The sequence below is a fragment of the Mesorhizobium sp. M0991 genome (assembly GCF_040318915.1).
Classification (GTDB): domain Bacteria; phylum Pseudomonadota; class Alphaproteobacteria; order Rhizobiales; family Rhizobiaceae; genus Mesorhizobium.
In genome coordinates this window covers 45,955-72,188 of the sequence record NZ_JAMYNE010000010.1, presented here as the reverse complement: position 1 = coordinate 72,188, position 26,234 = coordinate 45,955, and the positions used below count along the sequence as shown (strand labels likewise).

The following is a 26,234-nucleotide window of genomic DNA, read 5'->3' as shown; positions in this document are numbered from 1 at the left end:
TGTTTCGCTGATCTTCGGTTCGGGGATGGTTTAGCGGCCGATGCGGCCGAGATGGGTATCCTGGAAACTGCTCGACAGCTTCAAGCCATAGCCCAGAGCGCGGTCGATGGCGATGTGGGCGATCCAGATCAGCGCAACAGCTGTCGCCATTGCATTGTCAAAGACGTTGCCGACAAGCGCCAGCAGAACGGGCAAAATCAGTATGTGCATGGCGTTGTAGGCGACGGCCCCGACGCGCGGCCCGGCCATGTAACCCAGCATCGACAGGTCGGGCGCCAGAATGAGCACTGCAAATAGCCACCAGGAAACACCGGCGATTGCATAGAAGGCAAGAGCCGCCACCGCGACGGCAACCCATTCGAGCCGGAGCGTCAAATCCAGGAATTTCATAAGGCGCCGGTCAGTCGCAGCGTTTCGGACGCAGTCTCACCACGATATCGACATTGGCGATCTCCATGCCTTCCGGCGGTTCCGGCAGGTTGGAAACCGTCACCGGGCCGCTGTCGATATCGAAGATCCTGTTTTCGCCCTCGATGTAGAAATGATGGTGATCGGAGGTGTTGGTGTCGAAATAGGTCTTCGATCCCTCGACGGCGAGGATGCGCAAAAGGCCAGCCTGGGTGAACTGGTGCAGAGCATTGTAGACGGTGGCCAGAGACACCGGCACGCCGGCGGCAAGCGCCTCCTCGTGCAACTCCTCGGCCGAAAGATGGCGGTCGCCCTTGGCGAAAAGCAGATCGGCCAGCGCGATGCGCTGGCGTGTCGGCCTCAGACCGGCCTCGCGAACCCGCTTGTCCACAGCGACATTATCCTTCCGGCAACCCAGATCCATCTATCCGTCGCGCTCACAGTTCCGCCTCAGACACGTCCAAAATGGCAGAAATAGAGCATCTGCCGAAACTGGACGTGTCCTGACATATATTCTGTCGGCCGAATGCGATCAATAGCGCGCATTGACCCGGGCAGACGGGCAGGTTAAGCGCAAACGCCGGTTTCCGGCCTGAAACAGATTGTGTTAGGAAACCACCGACAAGGGCGCCTATCGCCCGGGACGATCACGGGGACGAGATTGATGGCGGGTTCGAAATCCAGCTACGGTTACGAGGAATTGCTTGCCTGCGCCCGCGGCGAGCTGTTCGGACCGGGAAATGCGCAGCTGCCCTATCCGCCGATGCTGATGTTCGACCGCATCACCGAGATCAGCGAAACTGGCGGTGCGTTCGACAAGGGTTTCATCCGCGCGGAATTCGATATCAGGCCGGATTTGTGGTTTTTCGCCTGCCATTTCATCGGCAATCCGATCATGCCGGGATGCCTGGGCCTGGACGCCATGTGGCAGTTGACGGGGTTCTATCTCGGATGGCTCGGTGAACCCGGCAAGGGGATGGCGCTGTCGACCGGTGAGGTGAGGTTCAAAGGCATGGTCACGCCTTCGGTCAAGAAGGTGGAGTATGGCGTCGACTTCAAGCGAGTGATGCGCGGTCGGCTTGTGCTTGGCATCGCCGATGGCTGGCTGAAGGCAGATGGCGAGCCCATATACGCGGCAACGGATCTGAAGGTCGGTCTGTCCAAGCAACCGGCCGCCGTCTGAACGAAGACCCTACAGTACGACGTCTTGGACGTCTGATGGACGCTGTAGCACTTTAATTTTGCGCATGGTTCCGTTCCGGAAATTGATTTCAGGTTCGGAGTCCGCGCTGGAAGGAGTTGCGAATGAGACGGGTCGTAGTCACAGGTCTCGGCATCGTGTCGTCGATCGGTAACAATGCCAACGAGGTGCAGACCTCGCTGCACGATGCAAGGTCCGGCATCAGTTTCTCCGACTCTTTCGCCGAACATGGCTTCCGTTGCCGGGTGTGGGGCGCGCCGACGCTGGATCCATCGGGCATGATCGACCGTCGCGCCATGCGCTTCCTGTCGCAGGGTGCTGCCTGGAACCATGTCGCAATGGACCAGGCGATCGCAGACGCCGGCCTCGACGAGACCGACATCACCAACGAGCGCACCGGCATCGTGATGGGCTCCGGCGGACCGTCGACCCGTGCAATCGTCGAGGCGGCCGAGACGACGATCAAAAACGGCAGCCCCAAGCGGATCGGGCCATTCGCGGTGCCAAAAGCGATGTCGTCGACCGCTTCGGCGACGCTTGCCACCTGGTTCAAGATCCACGGCGTCAACTACTCCATATCATCGGCCTGCTCGACGTCTGCGCATTGCATCGGCAATGGCTACGAGTTGATCCAGTGGGGCAAGCAGGACATAGTCTTCGCCGGCGGCCATGAGGATCTCGACTGGACGATGTCGGACCTGTTCGACGCCATGGGCGCCATGTCGTCCAAGTTCAACGACAGGGCATCGGTCGCCTCCCGCGCCTACGACGTCGATCGCGACGGTTTCGTCATTGCCGGCGGCGCCGGCGTGCTGATTCTTGAAGAGCTCGAGCATGCCAAGGCACGCGGCGCCAAGATCTATGCCGAGATCGTCGGCTATGGCGCGACCTCGGACGGCTATGACATGGTGGCGCCGTCGGGCGAAGGCGCGGCGCGCTGCATGAAGCAGGCGCTCGCAACGGTGTCCTCGCCGGTCGACTACATCAATACGCACGGCACCTCGACGCCGGTCGGCGACTCCAAGGAAATGGGCGCCATCCGCGAGGTGTTCGGCGAGAAGATGCCTTTCATCACGTCGACCAAATCGCTGACCGGCCATTCGCTGGGTGCGGCCGGCGTGCAGGAATCGATCTACTCGATCCTGATGATGCAAGGCGGCTTCATCGGCGAGAGCGCCCATATTGACAACCTCGATCCGGAATTCGAGGGCATGCCGATCGTGCGCAAGCGCATCGACGATGCCAGGATCGACACCGTTTTGTCCAATTCGTTCGGTTTCGGGGGCACCAACGCAACGCTGATTTTCCAGCGCTATTCCGCATAAGGATTTGCCGACCATGGACGGATTGATGAAGGGCAAGCGCGGGCTTGTCATGGGTGTTGCCAACGATCATTCGATCGCCTGGGGTATCGCCCGCAAACTGTCCGAACATGGCGCAGACCTCGCCTTCACCTATCAGGGTGAGGCCTTCGGGCGCCGGGTCAAGCCGCTCGCCGAGAGACTGGGCGCATCCCTGGTGGTGCCTTGCGACGTAGAGGACAGCGCATCGGTCGCTGCCACCTTCGAGACTTTGGGCAAGGCGTGGGGCGGGCTGGATTTCGTCGTCCATGCCATCGGCTTTTCCGACAAGAACGAGCTGAAAGGCCTCTACGCCGACACCAGCCGCGACAACTTCATCCGCACCATGGTGATCTCCTGCTACTCCTTCACCGAGGTCGCCCGTCACGCCGCCACGTTGATGAAGGATAGCGGTTCGATGATCACGCTGACCTATGCCGGTTCGGTCCGCGTCATGCCGAATTACAACGTTATGGGCGTCGCCAAGGCCGGGCTGGAGGCCAGCGTCCGCTATCTAGCCAACGACTACGGCCCGCGCGGCATCAGGGTGAACGGCATATCGGCTGGACCGGTGCGGACACTTGCGGGCGCCGGGATTTCCGACGCACGCCACATGTTCTCCTATCAGCAGCGCAACTCGCCGCTGCGCCGCACAGTGACCATCGACGAAGTCGGCGGTTCCGCGCTCTATTTGCTGTCCGATCTGTCCTCCGGCGTCACCGGCGAAATCCACTATGTCGATTCCGGCTATCACATCGTGTCCATGCCGACGCTTGACGAGTTGAAGCAGACCGACGGCGGGCGGGAATAGCGCGAGCGACGTGTCGCCGGCTTGCCCCGCAGCGTTTCAGCGCCGCGCCGCGAAGACCTTGAACATGCCGTCGCGGGCGAGCTCCGTATGGCTGGAGAAGGCGGCCGCCAGCACCGGTTCGTAGGGAAGCTGACGGTTCGCCACCATGAACAGCCGGCCGCCCGGCTTCAGCGCCTTGCCTGCCGCGCGGATCATGCCGGCACCGATCTCCGGCTCAGTCGCTCGGCTGCGGTGAAAGGGCGGGTTCATGACGACCGCGTCATAGCGGCGCTCGACCGGCTCGCTCAAAAGATCTATCCAGAAGAAATGTGGCTCCACGCCTGTGTTGCCGACATTGGCCTTCGCCGCCTCCAGCGCCTCGAAATCCGCTTCGTAAAGGTCAAGCGCCGATATGCCGGGTGAGCGGGCGGCGACTTCGGCGGCGACATAGCCCCAACCGGCACAGAAATCCGCAACGCTGCCACGCAGATCGTTGGGCAGATTTTCGACCAGCAGCTTCGATCCCGCATCGATCTTGTCGAACGAAAACATGCCTGGGGCCGTGCGGAAGCGGTCCTCGACGACCAAGTCCGGATTGGCGGCGCGAAGCGTTGCGGCGGCAACGGTATCGGCCGGCCGGCGAAACCAGAAGGCAATGCCGTGATGCTTCGGCAGGTGGCCTTCGAGCGGCACAAGGGCGCCGACATACTTGCGCAGGCTGGCGATACCATCGTCCTTGCCGCCGGCGACGACGATCAACCCGCTTGGTGCTGCGCGTTTGACCGCTTCGGCAACGCGCAACTCGTTTTGGCCGCGATGGCGGCCAGCGAGCACAAATGCCGCGTCGAAAGCGTCGCCTTCGACCTGCGGCGTGACCGCGAAGCCGGACGCCTGCAAGGCGCGAAAGTGCGGCCTGAAGCCTTGGACGAGATGAAGCTTGGCATCAAACCCTTCGGGCAAGCGAAAGCCGGGCTCGGCACCGAGAAAGAGTATGCGTTCATCCTTTCGTGGCAGGGAAACAGCACCGGCCTCGAACGGATGGAAAAGCGTTTTCAGCGGCTCGGCGGACATTCACCACTCTTGAACTGCAAGGCTGTTGTTGAAACGCAAACGGGCGCGACCTTCCGGCGCGCCCGCTTCGATTGCTCTATGCGTTCGACGGAACGCAACCCCGCTTAGGCGGCGTTCTCTTCGCCTTCGCTCTTCTTGTCGCGGACGATTTCCTTGCCGGTAGCCTGGTCGACGACCTTCATCGACAGGCGGACCTTGCCGCGCTCGTCGAAGCCCATCAGCTTGACCCAGACCTTGTCGCCTTCCTTGACCACATCGGAAGTCTTGGCGACGCGGTCATTGGCGAGCTGCGAGATGTGGACGAGGCCGTCGCGCGGACCGAAGAAGTTGACGAAAGCGCCGAAGTCGGCGGTCTTGACGACCGTGCCTTCGTAGATTTCGCCGACTTCCGGCTCGGCGACGATGGTGTGTATCCACTTCTTCGCCGCCTCGATCTCCTTGGCATTGGCCGAAGCGATCTTGACCGTGCCGTCGTCCTCGATGTTGATCTTGGCGCCGGTCTTTTCGACGATCTCGCGGATGACCTTGCCGCCCGAGCCGATCACGTCGCGGATCTTGTCGGTCGGGATGTGCATGACCTCGATGCGCGGCGCGAACTCGCCGAGCTCGGCACGTGCGCCGGACAGCGCATGGGCCATTTCGCCGAGAATGTGCTGACGGCCATCCTTGGCCTGGTCGAGGGCGATCTTCATGATCTCCTCGGTGATGCCCTCGATCTTGATGTCCATCTGCAGCGAGGTGATGCCATAGGCGGTGCCGGCAACCTTGAAGTCCATGTCACCGAGGTGGTCCTCGTCGCCAAGGATGTCGGAGAGCACGGCGAAGCGCTCGCCTTCCTTGATCAGGCCCATCGCAATGCCGGCGACCGGCTTGGCCAGCGGCACGCCTGCGTCCATCAGAGCCAGCGAGGTGCCGCAGACGGTAGCCATCGAGGACGAGCCGTTGGACTCGGTGATCTCCGAAACGACGCGCAACGTATAGGGGAACTGGTCGGCGGTCGGCAGCATCGGCCGGATGGCGCGCCAGGCGAGCTTGCCATGGCCGATTTCGCGGCGGCCCGGCGAACCCATGCGGCCGGTTTCACCGACCGAATAGGGAGGGAAGTTGTAGTGCAGGAGGAACTTCTCCTTGTACATGCCGGTCAGCGAATCGACATACTGCTCGTCCTCGCCGGTGCCGAGCGTGGCGACGACCAGCGCCTGGGTCTCGCCACGGGTGAACAGCGCCGAGCCGTGCGTGCGCGGCAGGACGCCGACTTCCGAGACGATCTTGCGGACCGTCTTCAGGTCGCGGCCATCGATGCGCGAGCCGGTGTCGAGGATGTTCCAGCGCACGACCTTGGCCTGGAGCTCCTTGAACACGGTGCCGATCTGTTCGGACGTGTATTTGGCCTCTTCGCCTTCTGCCGGCGCGAACGCGGCCTTGACCTTCGCCTTGACAGCGTCGACGGCGGCATAGCGCTTCTGCTTGTCGGTGATCTTGTAGGCGTCGCGAAGCTCGCCTTCGACGATCTTGAGCATCTCGGCTTCAAGTGCGGAATAGTCCGGCGCGGTGAAGTCGCGCGGATCCTTGGCGGCGACTTCGGCCAGCTTGATGATCGCGTCGATCACCGGCTGGAAGCCCCTGTGGCCGAACATGACGGCGCCGAGCATCAGATCCTCGCCGAGTTCCTTGGCTTCGGACTCGACCATCAGCACGGCGTCGGCGGTGCCGGCAACGACTAGGTCGAGCTTCGATTCCTGCATCTCGTCGACATGCGGGTTGAGCACGTATTCGCCGTTGATGTAGCCGACGCGTGCGCCGCCAACCGGGCCCATGAACGGCACGCCGGACAAGGTAAGGGCGGCGGAGGTGGCGACGATCGACAGGATGTCCGGGTCATTTTCGAGATCGTGCTGGACGACGGTGACGACGATCTGGGTGTCGTTCTTGTAGCCTTCGGCGAAGAGCGGGCGGATCGGGCGGTCGATCAGGCGGGAAACGAGCGTTTCCTTCTCGCTCGGACGGCCTTCACGCTTGAAATAGCCACCCGGGATTTTGCCGGCGGCGTAAGTCTTTTCCTGGTAGTTGACCGTCAGCGGAAAGAAATCGAGGCCGGGCTTCGGCTCTTTCATCGAGACGACGGTGGCGAGAACCTTGGTTTCGCCATAGGTGGCCAGCACCGCGCCGTCAGCCTGACGTGCGATCTTGCCGGTTTCGAGAATGAGCGGACGGCCGCCCCATTCGATTTCCACTTTGTGGTAATTGAACATGTCTTGTCCTTCGTATGCGGAAAGGGCCGCGCCGTTTCAGCGTGCGCGGATGCCCCTTTCCCTTGGCTTCCTTTCTCGGGCAGCCACGGGCAAGACAACGGGAAGCTCGGCTATTCGGCGCATTTGCCGCACGAGCGTCCTGCAATCCTGCCCCATGACCGTCCATGGGCGGTTTCGAGTGGCCCTCTGCTGTTTCGAAACCGGGTTGGCCAATCGATCCGACTGGCCTTGCGCGTGAACCCGAAAACCAGGTTTTCGGAAAGTATCCTGCGCAAATCTAAAACTTCAGAGCGTCCTTTGCGCATCCAAACCGGTGCGCGGCGCTCTGCTTTCTTCATTGGAGCCTTGGATGATCCGATGCTCCAATGCGCGACCGGCGGGCTCTCGAAAGAACCCGCCGGTCAATTCGTCAACGGCGCAGACCGAGCTTCTCGATCAGCGTCTGATAGCGCGCGTCGTCCTTGCGCTTGAGATAATCAAGCAGGCTGCGGCGCTGGGAAACGAGAGCGAGCAGACCACGGCGGGAATGGTTATCCTTCTTGTGGTCCTTGAAATGGTCGGTCAGGTTCTTGATGCGCTCGGAAAGGATGGCCACCTGGACTTCCGGAGACCCGGTATCGCCCTTGGCGGTTGCGAATTCGCCCATCAATTCCTTCTTGCGTTCGGCAGTAATCGACATCGTGTTTTTCCTTGTCTGTTTGAGGAAACGGGACGCCCTCAGCCGGGATGTCGTCCAGCAGGGGCCGGTGCAAGCAACGCGTCAAAGCGCGAAGCTGCGGCGCATATAGTGCAATTCCGACAAAAAGGCCAGCCCAATTCACAAGCCGGCTTTTTGCTGCATAAACGGGCACTTCCGCCTAGTCAGAGCCATTTCTTCCATTTGAAGTATGCGTAGAGCCCGACCGCAACAATCGCCATGAAGACGAGCGACAGGGGATAGCCGTAATAGGCTTTCAGCTCCGGCATATTCCACGGCGAGGTGTCGGGGTCGAAATTCATGCCCCATACGCCGACGAGAAAGGTGAGCGGCATGAAGATCACCGAGACGATGGTCAAATAGCTGATGACGTCGTTGGTGCGCGCCTGGCTGAGCGACAGGTGCATCTCGATCAGGCCGGTCAGCATATCGCGCTGGGTTTCGACCAGTTCGATCAATCGCAGCGAATGATCCAGCGTGTCGTTCAGGAATAATTTGGTTTCGGCCTTCACATAAGAGACGTCGTTGCGGATCATGGTCGCCAGCGCGTCGCGCATCGGCCAAAGCACGCCCTTCAGCACATTGGCGTCGCGCCGCAATTCGTGAAGTTGCCGCATCTGGTGCTTGTGCGCCTGGTTCAGCATCTGGTCCTCGATGCTGTCGACCAATTCGCCAGCAGCCTCGATCGGCGGGAAATAGCTGTCGACGATAGCGTCGATCAGAGCATAGGCGAGATAGTCGGCGCCGCGCGAGCGCAAGCGGTTGGGCACCGAGCTTGCGATCCGCTTGCGCACGGGATCGAACGGGTCGCCTTCGCGCTCCTGGAAGGTGACGACGAAGTTCTTGCCGAAGAAGACGGCGATCTGTTCGTAACGGTGCGCGGTGACGTCGTCGATCATCCTGACGACGACAAAGGCATGGTCCTCGAAGAAATCCACCTTGGGCCGCTGACCGGTGTTGACGACATCTTCCAGCGCCAGCGGATGCAGGTTGAAGATCCGGCCGATCTCCTCGATCAGCTGGATGTTGGCGAGGCCTGTGCAGTCGAGCCAGATGATCGGCCAATTGTGGCAATGGGTGTTGACGTCGTCGATGCTGGCATTGTCGATCGTCTTGAACTTTTCAGGCGAGATCAAAGTCAGCCTGAGCTCGGAGCGGCGCGCCGCCGGGTCGGCGATCAGCGTGCCCGGCGAAGCCCCGACCGGCGGCCGCCGTGTTTTGAGCGCCGCTCGCTTGTTGACCGTGTCAGCCTTTGCCATGTGCCCCCTCGAGTGCAGCATCGAACGGCACTACAGCACAGCGCATCCTTTCGGACGGCAAACGGCGCCGTAGCCCTGTTGATTTAGCGCATGATCCTTTCCCAAAATAGAATCCGGTTTGGAGATCATGCGCCGGGCGACAGCTGTTACCCGACAAAGACCCGCTTTGGCTTGAACATGCCTTGCTCGATGGCGCCGATGGCGACCAGCTTGCCGCGCGCGGTGGCGCAGGCCTCCTCAGCTTCTACCGGCGCGTCACGGCCGCGAATGATGACCGGATTGCCAAGGCGGATTTTGGTTGCCGCATCGTCGCTGATCGCAACCTGCGGCAAGCATTCGAGCGCCGCCGCGGTGTCGACCAGAAGTGCATCGATGGCACCGAAGTCGATCGGCGCGTCCGCTGCTTGCGAACCTTCCTCGCTCCGTTCGCCGAAGCGGGCGGCTTCCAACTCGGCCAGGGTGACGAAATCTTCCTGCGTAAACGGCTCGACCTCGACCCGCCGCAGCTCGGCGATGTGACCAAAACAGCCAAGGTCGCGGCCCATGTCGCGGGCCAGCGAGCGGACATAGGTGCCCTTGCCGCATTCGACCTCGAAGATGGTGCGATCGGCCATATGCTCGACCAGGTCGAGCCGGCCGATCTCGACCTCGCGTGCTGGAATGTCGACCGTCTCGCCATCGCGGGCAAGGTCGTAGGCGCGCTCGCCCGCGATCTTGATGGCCGAGAATTGCGGCGGTGTCTGCATGATCACGCCGGTATATTTCGAAAGCAGCGCCAGCACTTCGGATTCCGCCGGACGGCGGTCCGAGCTTTTGGTCGCCGGGCCTTCGAGGTCGTCGGTCGAACGCTCCTCGCCCCAGGCAACCGTGAAGCGGTAGACCTTGGCGCCGTCCTGGACGTAAGGCACGGTCTTGGTCGCTTCGCCAAGCGCGATCGGCAGCATGCCCGACGCAAGCGGGTCGAGCGTGCCGGCATGGCCGGCCTTTTCCGCCTGGAACAGCCATTTGATCTTGGAGACGGCTTCGGTCGAGCCCATGCCGACCGGCTTGTCCAGTACCAGCCAGCCCGAGATCGGCCGGCCCTTCTTCTTGCCGCGGCGCGCCACTATTCGCCGTCCTTCTTGTCGTCTTTGTCTTTGTCGTCGGCGCTGAGATCGCGCGCCACTTCGGGCGAGTGCAGCAATTCGTTGATCTTTTGGAAATTGTCGTAGCTGGTATCGAGCCGGAAGCGGAATTCCGGCATGTACTTCATCTGCCGCAGCGCGCCGGAGACGCGGCCGCGGACGAACTTCGCATGCTTGTTGAGCGCTTCGACCACCGCACCGGCATCCTTGGCGCCGAGCGGCGAGACGAAGGCGGTGGCGATCTTCAGATCGGGCGACATGCGCACCTCGGAGACCGAGACCACTGTGTTCTCGATCAGCGGGTCGAGGATCTCGCCGCGCTGCAAGGTTTCGGACAGCGCATGGCGCACCTGCTCGCCGACGCGCAGCATGCGCTGGGATGGGCCTGACGGGGTCGAACGGGGCATTTTCCTCGGTCCTGAAATCGTGAAGCGCGGGATGGAACCGCGCCGCATGTCTCATATGGTTTGGGCGGCGGCCTTTCGACCACCGCCCGGTCTCAATATGTGGTCGAACTCAAGGTGCTCGAATTCAGAGCGTCCTGGTCACCATCTCGACGCGGAAGCACTCGATGACGTCACCGACGCGCATATCCTCGTAGTTCTGGAAGGCCATGCCGCATTCCTGGCCGCCCGGAACTTCCGAAACCTCATCCTTGAAGCGCTTCAGGGTCTTCAGCGTGCCTTCGTGGATGACGACGTTGTCGCGGATCAGGCGGACGCCCGCACCACGCTCGACCTTGCCTTCGGTGACACGGCAGCCGGCGATCTTGCCGACCTTGGTGATGTCGAAGATTTCGAGGATCTCGGCATTGCCGATGAAGGTCTCGCGACGCTCCGGCGAGAGCAGGCCGGAGAGCGCCGCTTTCACATCGTCGACCAGATTGTAGATGATCGAATAGTAGCGGATCTCGATGCCTGCCGCAGCTGCGGCCGCGCGGGCCTGCGCATTGGCGCGAACGTTGAAGCCGATGATCGCAGCCCCGGAGGTTTCCGCCAGCGACACGTCGCTTTCGGTGATACCGCCAGCCCCCGCATGGACGATGCGGGCGCGTACCTCGTCGGTGCCGAGATTGTCGAGCGCCGCGTTGATCGCCTCGATCGAGCCCTGCACGTCGCCCTTGATGACCAGCGGGAATTCCTTCAATCCGCTGGTCTGCAATTGCGACATCATCTGTTCAAGCGAGCCGCGCTGGCCGGCATGCCTGGCCACCGCCTTCTCGCGCGCCAGGCGCTGGCGATATTCAGTGATCTCGCGGGCGCGGGCCTCGTTGTTGACAACGGCGAAGCGGTCGCCGGCCAGCGGCGTACCTTGCAGACCGAGGACTTCCACCGGCATTGCCGGCGGCGCTTCCTTGACCTGCTCGCCGCGATCGTTGACCAGCGCGCGTACCCGGCCCCACTCGTTGCCGGCGACGAGAATGTCGCCCGGCATCAACGTGCCGGTCTGCACCAGCACGGTTGCGACTGGGCCGCGGCCCTTGTCGAGTTGGGCTTCGATGACAACGCCTTCGGCGGTGCGGTCCGGATTGGCCTTCAGGTCGAGGATTTCGGCCTGCAGCAGGATCGCTTCGAGCAACTTGTCGAGATTGATGCCCTTAGTCGCCGACACCTCGACATCCAGCACCTCGCCGCCCATGGATTCGACGAACACCTCATGGCGCAGCAGTTCCGAGCGCACCTTCTGCGGGTCGGCGTCGTGCTTATCGATCTTGTTGATCGCCACGATGATCGGAACGCCGGCCGCCTTGGCGTGATTGATCGATTCGATCGTCTGCGGCATCACGCTGTCGTCGGCCGCCACCACGAGAATGGCAATATCGGTCGCCTGGGCGCCGCGGGCACGCATCGCCGTGAAGGCGGCGTGGCCGGGCGTGTCGATGAAGGTAATTTTGTTACCGTTCTTCTCGACCTGATAGGCGCCGATATGCTGGGTAATGCCACCGGCTTCGCCGGACACCACGTTGGCATTTCGGATTGCATCGAGCAACGAGGTCTTGCCGTGATCGACATGGCCCATGATCGTTACCACCGGCGGACGCGGCTGCAGGTCCTCGGGACGATCGGCGATGTTGAACAAGCCCTCTTCGATGTCGGACTCGGCGACGCGACGGACCGTGTGGCCAAATTCGGTCGCGACCAGTTCGGCCGTGTCGGCGTCGATGACGTCGCCAGGCTTCAGGATCTGGCCCTGCTTCATGAAGAACTTGACCACGTCGACAGCGCGCTCGGACATGCGCTGCGCCAGCTCCTGGATGGTGATGGTTTCGGGCAGGATCACTTCACGCATGACTTTCTCGCGTGGCTCGTTATGCAACGCGCGCTTGAATTTCTCCTGACGGCGGCGCATCGACGACAGCGAGCGGGCGCGCGCATCCTCGTCGGAGAGCGCCGAATTCAGCGTCAGCTTGCCGCGGCGGCGGTCTTCCTCGCCCTTGGTCGGCTTGGCTGGACGCGCCACTTCGGGCGTGACCAGACGGCGCACTGGTGCACCGGCACCCGTCCGCTTCGGCTTGACCTCTTCCTCGTCATCGACTGTCGCCAGTTCGGCGGCCAGGGGCGCACGGCGGCGTGCCTCTTCCTCGGCACGGCGGCGGGATTCGGCCTCGGCTTGCAGCCGCGCCTCTTCCTCGGCCTGACGGCGGGCCGATTCCTCGCGCTCGCGGCGGCGGCGCTCTTCGTCCTCGCTGCGGCGCTTGGCCTCCTCGATGGCGCGTTGGCGATCCTCGACGTCGCGCACCTTCGAGCCTTCGAGAGCCCGGCGGCGTGCTTCCATTTCCTGGCGCGATAATTCGTTCAGCACCATGCCGCTGCGTTCGACTGGCGGCGGAGGCGGCGCCGCCTTGGGAGCTTCCTGCACGGCAGGCGCTGCCGCGACCGGCTTCGGCGTGAAGACGGACACAGGCGCTGCCGCCGGCTCCGGCTTGTCGCCGGGCAGCGAGAACTTGCGCTTCTTGGTCTCGACAACCACCGACTTGGTGCGGCCGTGCGAGAAGTTCTGGCGCACAGTGCCCTGTTCCATACCGGGGCGCTTCAGCGTCAAGGTCTTCTTCGGCGTAACACTCAGCGTCTTGTCGTCGCCCGATTTCGTATCGCTCATTCCATATCCTCTGCGGCATCATCTTCGTCAGCAACGGCCGCAAGCATTGCCAGATCGTCCGGGGAACCGCCCCGATATCGGTCGAGCGCAACCATACGCTTCTGGACCGCCCTGCCCGCGTCTCCCGCGAGAACGGCAGCATGTATCACATTTGTACCCCCCAATGCCAAGCTCAACTCGGCCTCGGAGAAAAGTTTGTAAGCGCGGATCGCAGGCCCGCCGAGGTGGACGGTTGCCCGTCGCGCCTGGCTTATCTTGCGGACGCCATCGTCGGAAGCCTCGGTCGCGTGGAGCACGAAAAGTGCAAGTCCGCCGCGCACGGCGCTCTCGACCTTGGTCGCTCCGAGCGCTATGGCGCCCGCCTTGCGGGCCAGGCCAAGCATGCCCAGAGCGGACCTGGAAAGCAGCGCGTCGACCATGCCGCCAAGATCGGCTGGCACGGTCACCTGCGCCTTAAAAGCACGGGCAAACAGGTTCTTCGCCGCTGCCTTGTCTATATGTAGGCGGTCGGCGGTCACCCAGCAACCGCGGCCGGGCAGGTTTCTCTTGATGTCCGGAACGACGGCCGAATCCGGGCCGACGACGAAACGGATCAGCTCATCCGGTTCGGCTTGCCTGCGGGCGACGATGCAGGTGCGATCGTTCATCTCGTCCAAGGGCGGGTTCGGTGCGATGCGGTTTCACCTCACGCACCGACGGTTTCGTCAGCCGGCACGCCCTCGGCAGCAAGCTCGTCTTCGGTGATCCAGCCAGCCTTTAGGCGGGCGGCCAAGACCATCTGCTCGGCATCGGCGCGCGACACACCATGATTGGCGAGCACACCCGGGAATACCTTCGTCTCGCCGTCCTTGCGTTCCTTCCAGCCGGTCAGGTCGTCGGCGGCGTAGCCGGCGAAATCCTCGATCGTCTTCACGCCGTCCTCGCCGAGCGTCACCATCATGGCGGTGGTGATGCCGGGAATCTCGCGCAGCTCGTCCTTGACGCCGAGCGCCTTGCGCTTCTCGTCATGCTCGGCTTCGATCTTTTCCAGATATTCGCGGGCGCGGGTCTGGATTTCCGAAGCCGTGTCCTCGTCGAAGCCGTCGATCGACGCGATTTCGCCGGAGTCGACATACGCGACCTCCTCGACGCTGGTGAAGCCTTCGGAAGCGAGCACCTGGCCGACCATCTCGTCGACGTCGAGGGCTTCCATGAACAGCGACGACCGTTCGACGAATTCCTTCTGGCGCCGTTCGCTCTCTTCCTGCTCGGTCAGAATGTCAATGTCCCAGCCGGTGAGCTGCGACGCAAGACGGACGTTTTGGCCACGGCGGCCGATGGCCAGCGACAGCTGATCGTCGGGAACGACGACCTCGATGCGCTCGGCATCCTCGTCGAGCACGACCTTGGCGACTTCCGCCGGCTGCAACGCATTGACGATGAAGGACGCGGCCGAAGGCGACCACGGAATGATGTCGATTTTCTCGCCCTGCAATTCGCCGACGACCGCCTGGACGCGGCTGCCGCGCATGCCGACGCAGGCGCCGACCGGATCGATGGAGCTGTCGCGCGAGATGACAGCGATCTTGGCGCGCGAACCCGGATCGCGGGCGACCGACTTGATCTCGATGATGCCGTCGTAGATTTCCGGCACTTCCATAGTGAACAGCTTCGCCATGAACTGCGGATGGGTGCGCGACAGGAAGATCTGCGGGCCGCGCTGTTCGCGGCGCACGTCATAGACATAGGCGCGGACGCGATCGCCATACTTGTAGTTTTCGCGCGGGATCAGCTCGTCGCGGCGGATGATCGCCTCGCCGCGGCCGAGATCGACGATGACGTTGCCGTATTCGACGCGCTTGACGGTGCCGTTGACGATCTCGCCGATACGGTCCTTGTATTCGTCATATTGCCGGTCGCGCTCGGCCTCGCGCACCTTCTGCACGATAACCTGCTTGGCCGACTGGGCGGCGATGCGACCGAAATCCATCGGCGGCAGCTGTTCGGCGATGAAATCGCCGAGCTGGGCGTCCGGATTGCGCTCGCGCGCCGAGGAAATGGCAATCTGCGTCGCGTAATCGTCGACCTTCTCGACCACTTCCATCAGCCGTTGCAGCTTCATCTCGCCGGTGTTGGCGTTGATGTCGGCGCGGATGTTGGTTTCCTGGCCGTAACGCGAGCGCGCGGCCTTCTGGATCGCATCGGCCATGGCGGCGATGACGATCGACTTGTCGATCGACTTTTCACGCGCGACCGCATCGGCGATCTGCAGCAGTTCAAGCCTGTTGGCGCTTACAACCATCTTCTTTCTCCCGAGCTTGTTGCCAACCTTTACGGCCGGCAGCCCAATCACATTTCCTGTTCGGTTTCGTCTTCCGCACCCTCTGGTGCATCTTCGGGTTCGCCGCGGCGTTTCCTGGCTTCCTTGCGCGCCCGATTGTCCTTCGACAGCGCATCGCGGATAAGGTCGTCGGTCAGAATCAGCCGCGCTTCGGCAATCGCATCGTAGGGGACACGCACCGTAGGCTCCTCGCCGTAAGCGGCCTTGTCGCGCTCGATCAGCACACCGTCCGCGTCGCTTTCGGCGATCTTGCCCTTGAAGCGCTTGCGGTCGGCGACGAGAACCGACGTTTCCATCTTCACCAGATGGCCGGTCCAGGCTGCAAAGTCCGATTTGCGGACCAGCGGCCGGTCGATGCCCGGCGACGATACTTCGAGATGATAAGCCTTCTCGATCGGATCATCGACATCGAGCGCCGGCGACACCGCCCGGCTGACCTCTTCACAATCCTCGACCGTCATGGTGCCGTCCTCGCGCTCGGCCATGATCTGCAGCGTCAGCCCGTTCTGGCCCGACAGGTGCACACGCACCAAGCGGAAGCCGATGGCGCGCAGTACCGGCTGAACGATCAGCGCGATGCGCGCATCGATGCCGCTTTCGCGGATGATGCGGTCGTCGCCTTCGCTTGCCGTCACTGTCATTCGGTCCCTGTCGCTCGATTCCTGTTTGGCCGGCAGGTAATAAAAAAGAGCGGGACCGGGTGGACCCACTCTTCGTCATACCGACCAAGAATTTGAAGCTGATATAGACGATCATGGTGCTCGTTTCAAGCCCGTCGTGCATAACAGCAAGGGTCGAGTCCGCAGCGCTGCGCCAAATGCATGGCGCCCATGCAGTGATCCCCCTTTGAGCACCGGCGACGCACGACTATCTATGTTGCATTGCACAATTGGAGCGCTCACTGCGCTCGAAAGGGTACCACCATGAACAATCGTGGATTTTTTTCAGCCATAGGCGATGTCTTTAGCGTGTTCGGCAGCGCCGTAGCAGCGTCGCGGGCTGTGGAAAGCGGTCGCAAGCCGCATGCGCATGATTTGCGCAATCTAGGCATGGAGCCGGCCGCCTTCGACAAGATCCGTCGCTTCTGAGCCATGTGAGCGACGAGAGCCTTCGGCCCGCTCGCCTTTTGCTCAGCTCGGATTTCCTGCTTATTTCCGCACGAAGGTGAGATAGGCGGGCCGTCGGCCTTCGCGAATGGCCTTGGCCTCATAGCGCGTCCCCGGCCAGCCATCATAGGGCCGGTGCCAGTCGGTTGCTTCGCTTGCCTGCCACATGAAGGCGCCGTGCGCCCGGCAATGCAGCAGTGTCCAGTTCACATAGCTGTCGATGTCGGACGCAAAGTGGAACTTTCCGCCTTGCTTCAGGACGCGCGCGAAGCGGTCGAGATTGATCGGGCTGACGAAGCGCCGCTTCCAGTGTTTCTTCTTCGGCCACGGATCCGGGTAGAGAAGATCGATGCCGTCAAGCGAAGCCTGCGGCAGCCAGTCCAGCAGGCGTGTGGCGTCGTCGTCATAGACGCGCAGATTGGCAAGCGGCCGCTCCCGGACCGCCATCATCATCTTGGCCATGCCGTTGACGAAGGGCTCGACGCCGATAAAGCCGGTCGCCTGGCTGGCCGTGGCACGGTGCAGAAGATGTTCGCCGCCGCCAAAACCGATTTCGAGCTGGACAGCCGAAACTTCGGCTTCGAAAAGGCTGCGCAGATCGGCTGGCGGTTCGACCGTCAGATCGAGCCTGTAAACGGCGAAGCCGCTCTCCAGCGCCGCCGCCTGTCGCGGTCGAATGGTCTTGCCGCGCCGGCGACCGAAAAATGCCTCGGTCGCACGGCTTGGCCGGTCCTTCGGGTCCATAGGCGCCGCGGTTAGGCGGCGACTGCTTCGGCGACTGGTTCGGCGAGAGCGTCCTTGAGCGCCTTGGCGAGATCGGTCTTCTCCCAGGAGAAGGATCCGTCGCGGCCGGCCTTGCGGCCAAAATGGCCGTAGGACGACGTCTTGGCATAGATCGGCTTGTTGAGATCGAGGTGGCGGCGGATGCCGGACGGCGACAGGTCCATCACGGTGCGCAGCGCACGCTCGAGCTTTGCCTCGTCGACCTTGCCGGTGCCGTGCAGGTCGACGTAGATCGACAGCGGCTGGGCGACACCGATCGCATAGGAAAGCTGGATAGTGCAACGATCGGCAAGCTTCGCGGCAACCACGTTCTTGGCGAGATAGCGCGCCGCATAGGCCGCCGAGCGGTCGACCTTGGTGGTGTCCTTGCCAGAAAAAGCGCCGCCGCCATGAGGCGCAGCCCCACCATAGGTGTCGACGATGATCTTGCGGCCGGTCAGGCCGGCGTCGCCGTCAGGCCCGCCGATGACGAACTTGCCGGTCGGGTTGATGTACCAGTTGCAATTATCGGCGATCTTCAGGTCGCCCAGTGCTTCGCGAATATAGGGCTCGACGACGTTGCGCACCTTCTTCGAATCCCACGTCTCATCGAGATGCTGGGTCGACAGCACGATCTGCGTCACTTCCGCCGCTTTGCCGTCGACATAGCGGACTGTAACCTGGCTCTTGGCATCCGGCCCGAGCCTGCCTGCATCACCGCTGCCTTCATGGCGCGCAGCGGCCAGCAGTTCGAGGATCTTGTGGCTGTAGTAGATCGGCGCCGGCATCAGGTCCGGCGTCTCGCGGCAGGCATAGCCGAACATAATGCCCTGGTCGCCGGCTCCTTCCTCGCCTTGCCGGTCGGAGGCGTTGTCGACGCCTTGGCCGATATCCGGCGACTGGCCGTGCAGCAGGACCTCGATCTTGGCCGTCTTCCAGTGGAAGCCTGCCTGCTCGTAGCCGATTTCGCGGATTGCCTTGCGGGCGACCGACTTGAACTTGGCCGGGTTGACAAGCGGATGACCGGCCGCATCCTTCAGGATGTTGCCCTCCTTGTCCTTCTTGAGCAGCGTCTCGGGGACGCGCACCTCACCGGCGATGACAACGCGATTGGTCGTCGCAAGCGTCTCGCAGGCAACGCGGACCTTCCACGGGTCCATGCCGGTCTTTCTGGCTTCGCGATAGACGAGATCTACAATCTCGTCGGAGATACGGTCGCAGACCTTGTCGGGATGGCCCTCGGCAACGGATTCCGAGGTGAAGAAGTAATTGTGCCGCGTCACGGGTGTCCCCTCTTGAAAAAATATCGGCAGGCTGCCGATTTTGGCGCGCCAGTTGTTAACGGTGCCGGGCGCCGCTCGTCAAGCCGTGCAGCCGTTCTGGCATGAATTTTGACGTTATTATCTTTGCATCCCGAGATGGCGGCAGGGCGCACTGCCATCAGCCCTTGCACCAACAGACTGAGGAAAATGGCTTCGAGGAAGCGTGTCGGGCAAAATCGATCCGCGCTTTAGCGCATCTGCGGAATGCACATCCCTCGATGCGCGCAGCCGCGAGAAATTACATCCCAGCTACGACGACCTCTTCCTCTTTGAACTCTTCACGGGCCAGTCAATCGACCTCGTCGGCGGAGAGCGACTTCACAAGCTCAATGATCTTGCGGCGCACTTTCACGTCGGCGATCTTGACGAAGGCGCGGTTCAGCTGGAGGCCTTCCGGGCTGCCGCAGAACGCGACGGCGGAGGTCATCGACGCATCCTCGGCAAATCCACGGTTGCCCACGGGCTCCTGACCGGGCGCATCCTCGAAAAAGAAGGCGACGGGCACGCCGAGTATGGAGGCGATTGCCTGCAAACGGCTGGCGCCGACGCGATTGGTGCCCTTTTCGTACTTTTGGATCTGCTGGAACGTTATGCCGAGGTTTTCGCCCAGTTTTTCCTGGCTCATTCCCAGCATATTGCGGCGAAGCCGGATACGGCTTCCGACGTGGATGTCGATCGGATTCGGCTTTTTCTTGTTTTCTTCTGTCATTTTTTCCTCGCCGAATTTTTCCGGCTTTTTCTATTTTGCTGCCCAAACGAAGACGGCGGCCCGTGCCCCAACAGAACGACCTATCGACTTCGATAATTTTTCAGGCGCTTACAGTATGAGTTTCTAATGCGTCGGCTGTCAATTCGCCCGTAGCCTTTGCCTTACGTTCAAAATGCATGCCGCAACGGCAAGCAAAAACATGATCAGCATTCCGTTAATGCGTCGTTGGCCGGAGGAAACGATGGCTTGGTTGGAGATCGGCACACGCACATCGATGGCGCCGCGTGCATCGATTGCCAGCGCGTCGACGATGCGACCGCGCGGGTCGACAACGGCCGAAATGCCGTTATTAGCCGCGCGCAACAGGGGCACCCCATTCTCCACCGCCCGGATCTGCGCCTGCCTGAAGTGCTGGTACGGCCCCGGCGTGTCGCCGAACCAGGCGTCATTGGTGACGTTCACAATAAGCTCGGCTGACGTAGCGTCAACTGCGATCAGATCGGGAAAGATGACCTCATAGCAAATAAACGGCAGCGCCAGGATGCCGCCGGGCAGCGCGATCGGGTGCCGCTCATTGCCGGCCGCGAAGGTCATCGGGCCGGCAACAAGCTGCTCAAGCCCGAAGCGGCCGAGCAGATCGGCGAAAGGTAGATATTCGCCAAAGGGTACCAGATGGACCTTGTCCACGGCATCGACGATTTCGCCCCTTTCGTCGATCGCCACTACCGAGTTGTAGTAACGGCTGCCGGTCGCCGAGCCGCCTTCCTCGCGAACGACGCCGGCAACCAGCATCTGGCCATCGCCAAGCATCTCTCCGATGGCAGGCAGGGCATCCGGACGTTCGGTGAACAGAAACGGCACGGAGGTCTCCGGCCACAGGATCAATTGCGGCCTGTCATGGCCGGGTTCCGGCGCCTTGGCCGAAAGGCCCATCATGGTGGCGAAGATGCGGTCACGCACCGAGGCATCCCATTTTTCCGTGAGGTCGACGGCAGGCTGCACGATACGGACGTCGAGGCTGCGGGCCGCCGGCTTTTCGGGGGCGGCGAGCCTGATATAACCGAAGCCGGCATCGGCGGCGACGAGAACGACAAGCAATGCCGCGCCGAGGCGAAGCTGCTGGCGCGCCGCAAGCAGGGCCGGGAGCGCGAAGACGAAGACCGCAAGGGCGTTCATGCCGACCATGCCGGTCACCGATACGCTCTGCATCAGCAAAGGCACCGGCATCGCCGCATAGCCGACGGCATTCCACGGAAAGCCGGTGAACAGGAAGCCGCGCAGCCATTCCGCCAGCGCAAAACCGAAGGCGAGCGCGGCGATGCGGCCAATGTCGTTGCTCCACAACAGCCGGGCAACCACGGCAGCGAAACCGTAAAAGAAGGCCAGCGCGAGGGGGATGCCGACCACCGCGAACGGCAAGGCCCAGGCAAAGCTGTCGGCCTCGACCAGCAGCGCCGAGCCGACCCACCAGAGACCGGCAAGAAAGTAACCGAAACCGAACCACCAGCCGGTGGCGAAAGCCGGCCGCAAGCGCCGCAGAAAACCGTCCGAGGCTTCGCCGGTCGCGCCGTCGAGGAGCCACACCAGCAGCGGGAACGAAACGAAACAGACGGCGAAGAAATCGTAAGGCGCCTGGGCAAGAACCGCCAGCGCCCCGGCAAGAAACGCCACCAGCGCGCGCCGCCAGCCCCAAAGCAGAATTATCCGGCCGGCCTGGCGCTCCATCTATGCTTCCGAGTCGTGCGAATCAGGAAGCAAGATTTATCAGGCCGGAGCCCCGGTTCCAAATGAACCCTAAGCCTGCTCGGTGCGGACGGCGCGGCGCCGCCGCTCGCCCTTCAAGGTCTCGACGATGCGCACGCGCTTGACGCGGCGCGGATCGGCGTCGAGCACATGGAACTCGAAGCCGGGTATGGCCTGCACCACTTCGCCGCGCGCCGGCACCCGACCAAGCGTGTTGAAGATCATGCCGCCGATCGTGTCGACATATTCGCCGTGCTCGCCGGCGGCGAAATCCTCGCCGATCATCTTGGCGACGTCATCGATCTCGGCCTTGCCGTCGACGATGAAGACGCCTTCGCCGGCCTGGGTAATCATCGGCTCGTCCTCGTCGTGCTCGTCCTCGATGTCGCCGACCACCATCTCGACGATATCCTCGAGCGAGACGAGACCGTCGGTGCCGCCATATTCGTCGATGACCAGCGCCATCTGGGTGCGCGTCGTCTGCATTCGCCCCATCAGGTCGGAGGCGAGCATCGACGGCGGCACGAACAGCACCGGTCGGATCAGGTTGAGATCGCCGATGGTGCGCGCCAGATCGACCTGGGCGAGATCGAGAACCGTCGCGACCGGGGTTTTCCTGGTCGTCCTGCCCTTTCTGACGCGGGCGACCTTGGTGATGTGCGCCAGCACGTCGCGGATATGAACCATGCCGCGCGGGTCGTCGAGCGTCTCGGAATAGACCGGCATGCGGGAATGGCCGGACTGCTCGAACAGCCCCAGAAGATCACCCAGCTTCGTGGTGATCTCGACCGCCTCGATGTCGGCGCGCGGCACCATGACGTCCTCGACCCGCACTTCGCGCAGGCGCAGGATGTTGTTGAGCATGGCGCGTTCGCCGGGCGAGAAGGATTCTGCATCGCTCGCCGTTTCGGCGAGCGCACCGGCAATCTCCTCGCGCAGGCTGGTGCCGTTGCGGTGCCTGAAAAGCCCGAGCACGCGATCGAACAGGGAAGGACCGGCAGGCGATGCCTCGCTGGCGAAGCTGCCGGTCGTGGTACTCGGACTCGAGCCCTCTTCCGTCGTTTCGGAAGGCTTGATCGCACTGCCGGCGTCGGAGCGGGCGGCAGTCTCTGGTTTGTCGTTCATCATCGTCCGGTCAATTGGTCTTTTGTAATTACGTGTAGGGATCGGGAATGGCAAGCCTCGCAAGTGCTGCGCGCTCTGTCGCTTCCATCAGTTCCGCTTCGGCATCGGTTTCGTGATCATAGCCGAGCAAATGCAGCAGGCCATGGATGACGAGATGGGAGATATGGTCCTCGACGGGCTTGTCTTCCAGTGCCGCCTCGCGCACGACAGTCTCGGCGGCCAGCACGATGTCGCCGAGCATCGGCGGCAGAGGCCCGCCCCTGGCAAACGGAAAAGCCGGGAAAGACAGGACGTTAGTCGGCTTGTCCTTGCCGCGCCAGGCGGCATTGAGCGTACGGATATGGGCATCGTCGGAAAAGACGATGCTGAGCTCGGAACGGCCGTCTGCACCGGTTTCGGCAAAGGCGGCCGAGACGGCGCGGTCGACAAGCCGCATCAGCACCGCCTCGTCGGGCCAGTCGCCCGCCTCGATCGCCACATCGATTTCGACGGGAAGCGGCCCCCCCGCCTTTTGCTCCTCAGCCATGCGGCCGCATAATCATATCAACTTTCGACACCCAAGCCCCTGGCCAGCTTGCCGTCACGGTCGTAGGCCTTGACGATCTCGGCGACCAGCGGATGCCTGACGACGTCGCCTTCATTGAAGCGTACGGTCACCATGCCGGTGACGCCGTCGAGGATTCTCAGCGCCTCGACCAGGCCGGACTTGGTGTTTGGCGGCAGATCGATCTGGGTCGGATCGCCGGTGACGATCATGCGCGAGTTCTCGCCGAGCCGGGTCAGGAACATCTTCATCTGCATCGGCGTGGTGTTCTGCGCCTCGTCGAGGATGACGGCAGCGTGCGCCAGCGTACGGCCGCGCATGAATGCCAGCGGCGCAATCTCGATGACCTCGGCGGCAATCGCCCGCTCGACCTTGTCGGCCGGCATCATGTCGTAGAGCGCATCATAGAGCGGCCGCAGATAGGGATCGACCTTCTCCTTCATGTCACCCGGCAGAAAGCCAAGCCGCTCACCGGCCTCGACCGCGGGGCGCGACAGCACGATGCGTTCGACCATGCCGCGTTCGAGCAGCATTGCCGCATGCGCCACCGCCAGATAGGTCTTTCCGGTGCCGGCCGGGCCGATGCCGAAGACGAGTTCCGACCGCTCCAGCGCGCGCATGTAGGCGTCCTGGTTGAGCGAGCGGGCATAGATGGTCTTCTTGCGCGTCGATATCTGGGCGGCGGACACCTTGCCCTTGCGCTCCAGCGTCGGCAGCGTCAGCTGGTCGTCGGTGGCGATCGCCATGCGCACGGCGCCGTCGACATCGGACTGGCCGATATCGGTGCCTTTCTGCAGAATGCCGTAAAGATTGTCCAAGGCGCGGCGTGCTTGCTCGGCGGCCGAGGAAGAGCCCTTGATGGTCAATTGATTGCCGCGCGAGCGGATGTCGACGCCGAGCTTCTGCTCGAGCCTGGCCAGATTCTCGTCGAACTGGCCGTAAAGGGCGCTGGCAAGCTTGTTATTGTCGAAAGTCAGTACGATGTGCGCCATATCCGAGGCCCCGGAGGGTAGATTCTGGGGCAGATTCTTGACTTCAGCAGCGCTCAACCGTCTCTCCTCATCTGCCGAGGCCTTCAGGCCAATTCGGCGAACAGGCTGTTGTAGCCCGTCTTCGTGATTCGTACCTGGATAATGTCACCGATTTCGCCGGCCTTTTCATCAACAATAACCGGCTGCAGCCAGGGCGAGCGGCCAACCTTCTGGCCGGCCTGGCGGCCCGGCTTTTCGATCAGCGTGTCGATAGTCCTGCCGACCAGGCTTGCGCCGAAATCCTGCTGCTGTTTCAGAAGCAGCGCCTGCAGCCGCTGCAGGCGCTCGTCCTTGACGGCCTCCGGCACGTGATCGCTCATCTCCGCGCCCGGCGTGCCGGGGCGCGGAGAATATTTGAACGAGAAGGCCGAGGCATAGTTGACGTCTTCCACCAACTGCATGGTCGCCTCGAAATCCGCTTCCGTCTCACCGGGAAAGCCGACGATAAAATCGCCGGACAGTGCGATGTCGTTCCGTGCGGCACGGATGCGGTCGATCAACGTCAGATAGTCCTTGGCCATATGCCTGCGGTTCATCGCCTTGAGTATGCGGTCGGAGCCGGATTGCACCGGTAAATGTAGATAGGGCATCAGCGCAGGCAAATCACGATGGGCGGCGATCAATTCATCGTCCATATCGCGCGGATGGCTGGTCGTGTAGCGCAGCCGCGCCAGACCCGGAATCTCGGCCAGCCTGAACAGCAGCCGGCCAAGGCCCCATTCCTCGCCGTTTTCGCCTCTTCCGTGCCAGGCATTGACGTTCTGTCCGAGCAGCGTCACCTCGCGCACGCCGGCATCCGCCAGGCGCTCGGCCTCGGCGACGATCTGTGCCACCGGCCGCGAGACTTCCGAGCCGCGCGTATAGGGCACGACACAGAAGGTGCAGAACTTGTCGCAGCCTTCCTGAACGGTCAAGAACGCCGTCACGCCGCGCCTGATCAGTTCGGCGCGCTTTGGCTGCGGAAGATGCTCGAACTTGTCCTCGACGGCATAGTCGGTCTCGACGATCTTTTCGCCGCCACGCGCCCTCGCCAGCACACCGGGCAGCCGGTGGTAGGTCTGCGGACCGATGACCAGATCGACGGCCGGCGAGCGACGGATGATCTCGGCACCCTCGGCCTGCGCCACGCAGCCGGCGACGCCGACCAGCATTTCGCGCCCGGCCTTGGCACGTTCCGCCTTCAACTCACGGATGCGACCAAGTTCGGAATAGACTTTTTCCGCCGCTTTTTCGCGGATGTGGCAGGTGTTGAGCAGCACCAGATCGGCCTCGCCGATGGCGTCTGTCGCGGCATAGCCGTCGGCCGCCAGAGCATCGGTCATGCGCTGCGAATCGTAGACGTTCATCTGGCAGCCATAGGTCTTGACGAAGACCTTCCTGGTCGCGGCAGCCGGAACGACCAGGTCTTCGGCGGCAGCGCCGATGTCGTCGCGTTCTATCGTGTTCAATTCCATTTCGCGGCTTCTAGCGCCTTTCCCTGACAAAAAACAGACGAATCTGGCCGGAACCCGCGCAGCTTACCGGCTTGGGCGCGGTTCGGCGAGCGCCGCCTGCACCATCTCGCGCACCTGGCGTTCCATCTGCTTTGCCGTCTCCTTGCGGCTGGAGCCCTTGGAGAAAGCAATCGCCTCGCCAAAATGCACCTCGACGTCGAGGGCGCCCTCGGCCATCAGCACCTTGAGGTGCGGCATCAGCTCCTCATCGCCAATCCAGGCGGCAACCGGCCGATGCCGGCGGCCGAGCGGCACGCCATGCAGGCGCGTATAGACGATGGCCACCGGCTGGATGAAGACCTGTTCGGCCGCCCCTTCAGCAATCGCCATTGTAGCGGCGCCGAACAGCGTGCTCTTGAACGGCAGGATCATGTTGCCGTCGCCGGTCGAGCCTTCGGCGAACAGTACCATGGCGTCGCCCTTGGCCATGCGGCCGGCGATCTCGCTCGCCTGGTCGCCCGACGAACGCTTACGCTCACGTTCGATGAAGACGGTGCGCTGCAGCTTCGACAGCATGCCGATCAGCGGCCAGCCGGCCATGTCGGCCCTGGCGATGAACGTCACGTCGACCATCGACCCCAGCACCATGATGTCGGTCCAGGAGATGTGGTTGGCAGCAATCAGCAATGGGCGCTGGCCGGACAGCGCTCCCTTGACATGGATGCGCAGCCCCAGCGCCCTGACGATCATCCTGTGCCAGATCTTCAGGATGAAGGTCTCGCGCCAGAGTCCGGTCCTCATCGACAGGATCTGCAGCGGCACAAGCACCAATGAGCCGACGACAACCAGCCCCAGCGCCAGGAAAATCCTGATTTTTCCGATCATCCGCACCACCCCG

At 62.6% G+C, this 26,234-nt stretch carries 25 protein-coding genes; 4 read left to right on the top strand and 21 right to left on the bottom strand.

Annotated features, from left to right (window positions below; translation table 11 throughout):
* Positions 1–30: 30 nt before the first annotated feature.
* A complete protein-coding gene (locus tag NKH70_RS16500) occupies positions 31–390 on the bottom strand; it encodes a DUF4260 domain-containing protein (protein WP_352715784.1) in 360 nt (119 codons plus the stop codon).
* A gap of 10 nt (positions 391–400) precedes the next feature.
* The gene (gene irrA, locus NKH70_RS16495; protein ID WP_023676913.1) at positions 401–832 is read right to left on the bottom strand and encodes an iron response transcriptional regulator IrrA; all 432 of its coding nucleotides are present in this window, start codon (positions 830–832) and stop codon (positions 401–403) included.
* Between the two features lie 240 nt (positions 833–1,072).
* On the opposite strand from irrA, the gene fabA reads away from it, so the two are divergent.
* The 3 genes from fabA (at position 1,073) to fabI (ending at position 3,760) form a co-directional block, all read left to right on the top strand.
* Positions 1,073–1,591: a 3-hydroxyacyl-[acyl-carrier-protein] dehydratase FabA gene (gene fabA, locus NKH70_RS16490; RefSeq protein ID WP_352715788.1), complete on the top strand. Its 519-nt coding sequence runs from the start codon at positions 1,073–1,075 to the stop codon at positions 1,589–1,591.
* A 122-nt stretch (positions 1,592–1,713) separates the two neighbouring features.
* Positions 1,714–2,934: a beta-ketoacyl-ACP synthase I gene (gene fabB, locus NKH70_RS16485; protein ID WP_254816276.1), complete on the top strand. Its 1,221-nt coding sequence runs from the start codon at positions 1,714–1,716 to the stop codon at positions 2,932–2,934.
* Positions 2,935–2,947: 13 nt separating this feature from the next.
* Positions 2,948–3,760, top strand: coding sequence for an enoyl-ACP reductase FabI (fabI, locus tag NKH70_RS16480; protein ID WP_353025645.1), 813 nt, complete (start codon positions 2,948–2,950; stop codon positions 3,758–3,760).
* A gap of 36 nt (positions 3,761–3,796) precedes the next feature.
* Here fabI and NKH70_RS16475 read toward each other — a convergent pair whose 3' ends face one another.
* The 10 genes from NKH70_RS16475 to rimP form a co-directional block, all read right to left on the bottom strand.
* Positions 3,797–4,810 carry a class I SAM-dependent methyltransferase gene (locus NKH70_RS16475; RefSeq protein ID WP_352715794.1) on the bottom strand — a complete coding sequence of 338 codons (1,014 nt, stop codon included), beginning with the start codon at positions 4,808–4,810 and terminating at the stop codon, positions 3,797–3,799.
* Between the two features lie 104 nt (positions 4,811–4,914).
* The gene (pnp, locus tag NKH70_RS16470; RefSeq protein ID WP_292654001.1) at positions 4,915–7,062 is read right to left on the bottom strand and encodes a polyribonucleotide nucleotidyltransferase; all 2,148 of its coding nucleotides are present in this window, start codon (positions 7,060–7,062) and stop codon (positions 4,915–4,917) included.
* A 409-nt stretch (positions 7,063–7,471) separates the two neighbouring features.
* Positions 7,472–7,783, bottom strand: coding sequence for a 30S ribosomal protein S15 (gene rpsO, locus NKH70_RS16465; protein WP_280940423.1), 312 nt, complete (start codon positions 7,781–7,783; stop codon positions 7,472–7,474).
* Between the two features lie 140 nt (positions 7,784–7,923).
* Complete coding sequence (gene corA, locus NKH70_RS16460; RefSeq protein WP_352715797.1) at positions 7,924–9,018, bottom strand: magnesium/cobalt transporter CorA; 1,095 nt, start codon at positions 9,016–9,018, stop codon at positions 7,924–7,926.
* A 146-nt stretch (positions 9,019–9,164) separates the two neighbouring features.
* Entirely contained in the window at positions 9,165–10,124 is a 960-nt protein-coding gene (gene truB / locus NKH70_RS16455) for a tRNA pseudouridine(55) synthase TruB (RefSeq protein WP_352978682.1), read from the bottom strand.
* A complete protein-coding gene (rbfA, locus tag NKH70_RS16450) occupies positions 10,124–10,549 on the bottom strand; it encodes a 30S ribosome-binding factor RbfA (RefSeq protein ID WP_352715802.1) in 426 nt (141 codons plus the stop codon). Before rbfA ends, truB begins: the two co-directional genes overlap by 1 nt.
* Positions 10,550–10,673: 124 nt before the next feature.
* Positions 10,674–13,241, bottom strand: a complete 2,568-nt coding sequence (infB, locus tag NKH70_RS16445) for a translation initiation factor IF-2 (RefSeq protein ID WP_352715804.1) — start codon at positions 13,239–13,241, stop codon at positions 10,674–10,676.
* On the bottom strand, positions 13,238–13,888 hold the full coding sequence (locus tag NKH70_RS16440; RefSeq protein ID WP_353025642.1) for an RNA-binding protein: 651 nt from the start codon (positions 13,886–13,888) through the stop codon (positions 13,238–13,240). The genes infB and NKH70_RS16440 overlap by 4 nt, the downstream gene beginning before the upstream one ends.
* 38 nt (positions 13,889–13,926) lie before the next feature.
* Positions 13,927–15,522, bottom strand: coding sequence for a transcription termination factor NusA (gene nusA, locus NKH70_RS16435; protein ID WP_023676901.1), 1,596 nt, complete (start codon positions 15,520–15,522; stop codon positions 13,927–13,929).
* Positions 15,523–15,569: 47 nt separating this feature from the next.
* A complete protein-coding gene (gene rimP / locus NKH70_RS16430) occupies positions 15,570–16,202 on the bottom strand; it encodes a ribosome maturation factor RimP (protein ID WP_023676900.1) in 633 nt (210 codons plus the stop codon).
* A gap of 282 nt (positions 16,203–16,484) precedes the next feature.
* Here rimP and NKH70_RS16425 point away from each other — a divergent pair, with 282 nt between their 5' ends.
* The gene (locus tag NKH70_RS16425; RefSeq protein WP_352914345.1) at positions 16,485–16,649 is read left to right on the top strand and encodes a hypothetical protein; all 165 of its coding nucleotides are present in this window, start codon (positions 16,485–16,487) and stop codon (positions 16,647–16,649) included.
* Between the two features lie 60 nt (positions 16,650–16,709).
* Here the strand turns inward: NKH70_RS16425 and trmB are convergent, their stop codons facing one another.
* From trmB to olsA, 9 genes are all read right to left on the bottom strand, one after another.
* Positions 16,710–17,411: a tRNA (guanine(46)-N(7))-methyltransferase TrmB gene (trmB, locus tag NKH70_RS16420; protein WP_352715807.1), complete on the bottom strand. Its 702-nt coding sequence runs from the start codon at positions 17,409–17,411 to the stop codon at positions 16,710–16,712.
* Positions 17,412–17,422: 11 nt separating this feature from the next.
* Positions 17,423–18,712, bottom strand: coding sequence for a methionine adenosyltransferase (gene metK / locus NKH70_RS16415; RefSeq protein WP_352715809.1), 1,290 nt, complete (start codon positions 18,710–18,712; stop codon positions 17,423–17,425).
* 328 nt (positions 18,713–19,040) lie between these two features.
* On the bottom strand, positions 19,041–19,460 hold the full coding sequence (locus tag NKH70_RS16410; RefSeq protein WP_352715811.1) for a helix-turn-helix domain-containing protein: 420 nt from the start codon (positions 19,458–19,460) through the stop codon (positions 19,041–19,043).
* A gap of 138 nt (positions 19,461–19,598) precedes the next feature.
* Positions 19,599–21,185 carry an apolipoprotein N-acyltransferase gene (lnt, locus tag NKH70_RS16405; RefSeq protein ID WP_352715814.1) on the bottom strand — a complete coding sequence of 529 codons (1,587 nt, stop codon included), beginning with the start codon at positions 21,183–21,185 and terminating at the stop codon, positions 19,599–19,601.
* A 69-nt stretch (positions 21,186–21,254) separates the two neighbouring features.
* The gene (locus NKH70_RS16400; protein ID WP_254816261.1) at positions 21,255–22,328 is read right to left on the bottom strand and encodes a hemolysin family protein; all 1,074 of its coding nucleotides are present in this window, start codon (positions 22,326–22,328) and stop codon (positions 21,255–21,257) included.
* Positions 22,329–22,356: 28 nt separating this feature from the next.
* Complete coding sequence (gene ybeY / locus NKH70_RS16395; RefSeq protein WP_352715815.1) at positions 22,357–22,854, bottom strand: rRNA maturation RNase YbeY; 498 nt, start codon at positions 22,852–22,854, stop codon at positions 22,357–22,359.
* A 17-nt stretch (positions 22,855–22,871) separates the two neighbouring features.
* Positions 22,872–23,864 carry a PhoH family protein gene (locus tag NKH70_RS16390; protein ID WP_352464821.1) on the bottom strand — a complete coding sequence of 331 codons (993 nt, stop codon included), beginning with the start codon at positions 23,862–23,864 and terminating at the stop codon, positions 22,872–22,874.
* An 83-nt stretch (positions 23,865–23,947) separates the two neighbouring features.
* Complete coding sequence (gene miaB, locus NKH70_RS16385) at positions 23,948–25,357, bottom strand: tRNA (N6-isopentenyl adenosine(37)-C2)-methylthiotransferase MiaB (protein WP_352715818.1); 1,410 nt, start codon at positions 25,355–25,357, stop codon at positions 23,948–23,950.
* 63 nt (positions 25,358–25,420) lie between these two features.
* On the bottom strand, positions 25,421–26,221 hold the full coding sequence (olsA, locus tag NKH70_RS16380) for a lyso-ornithine lipid O-acyltransferase (RefSeq protein ID WP_352715819.1): 801 nt from the start codon (positions 26,219–26,221) through the stop codon (positions 25,421–25,423).
* Positions 26,222–26,234 lie beyond the last annotated feature (13 nt).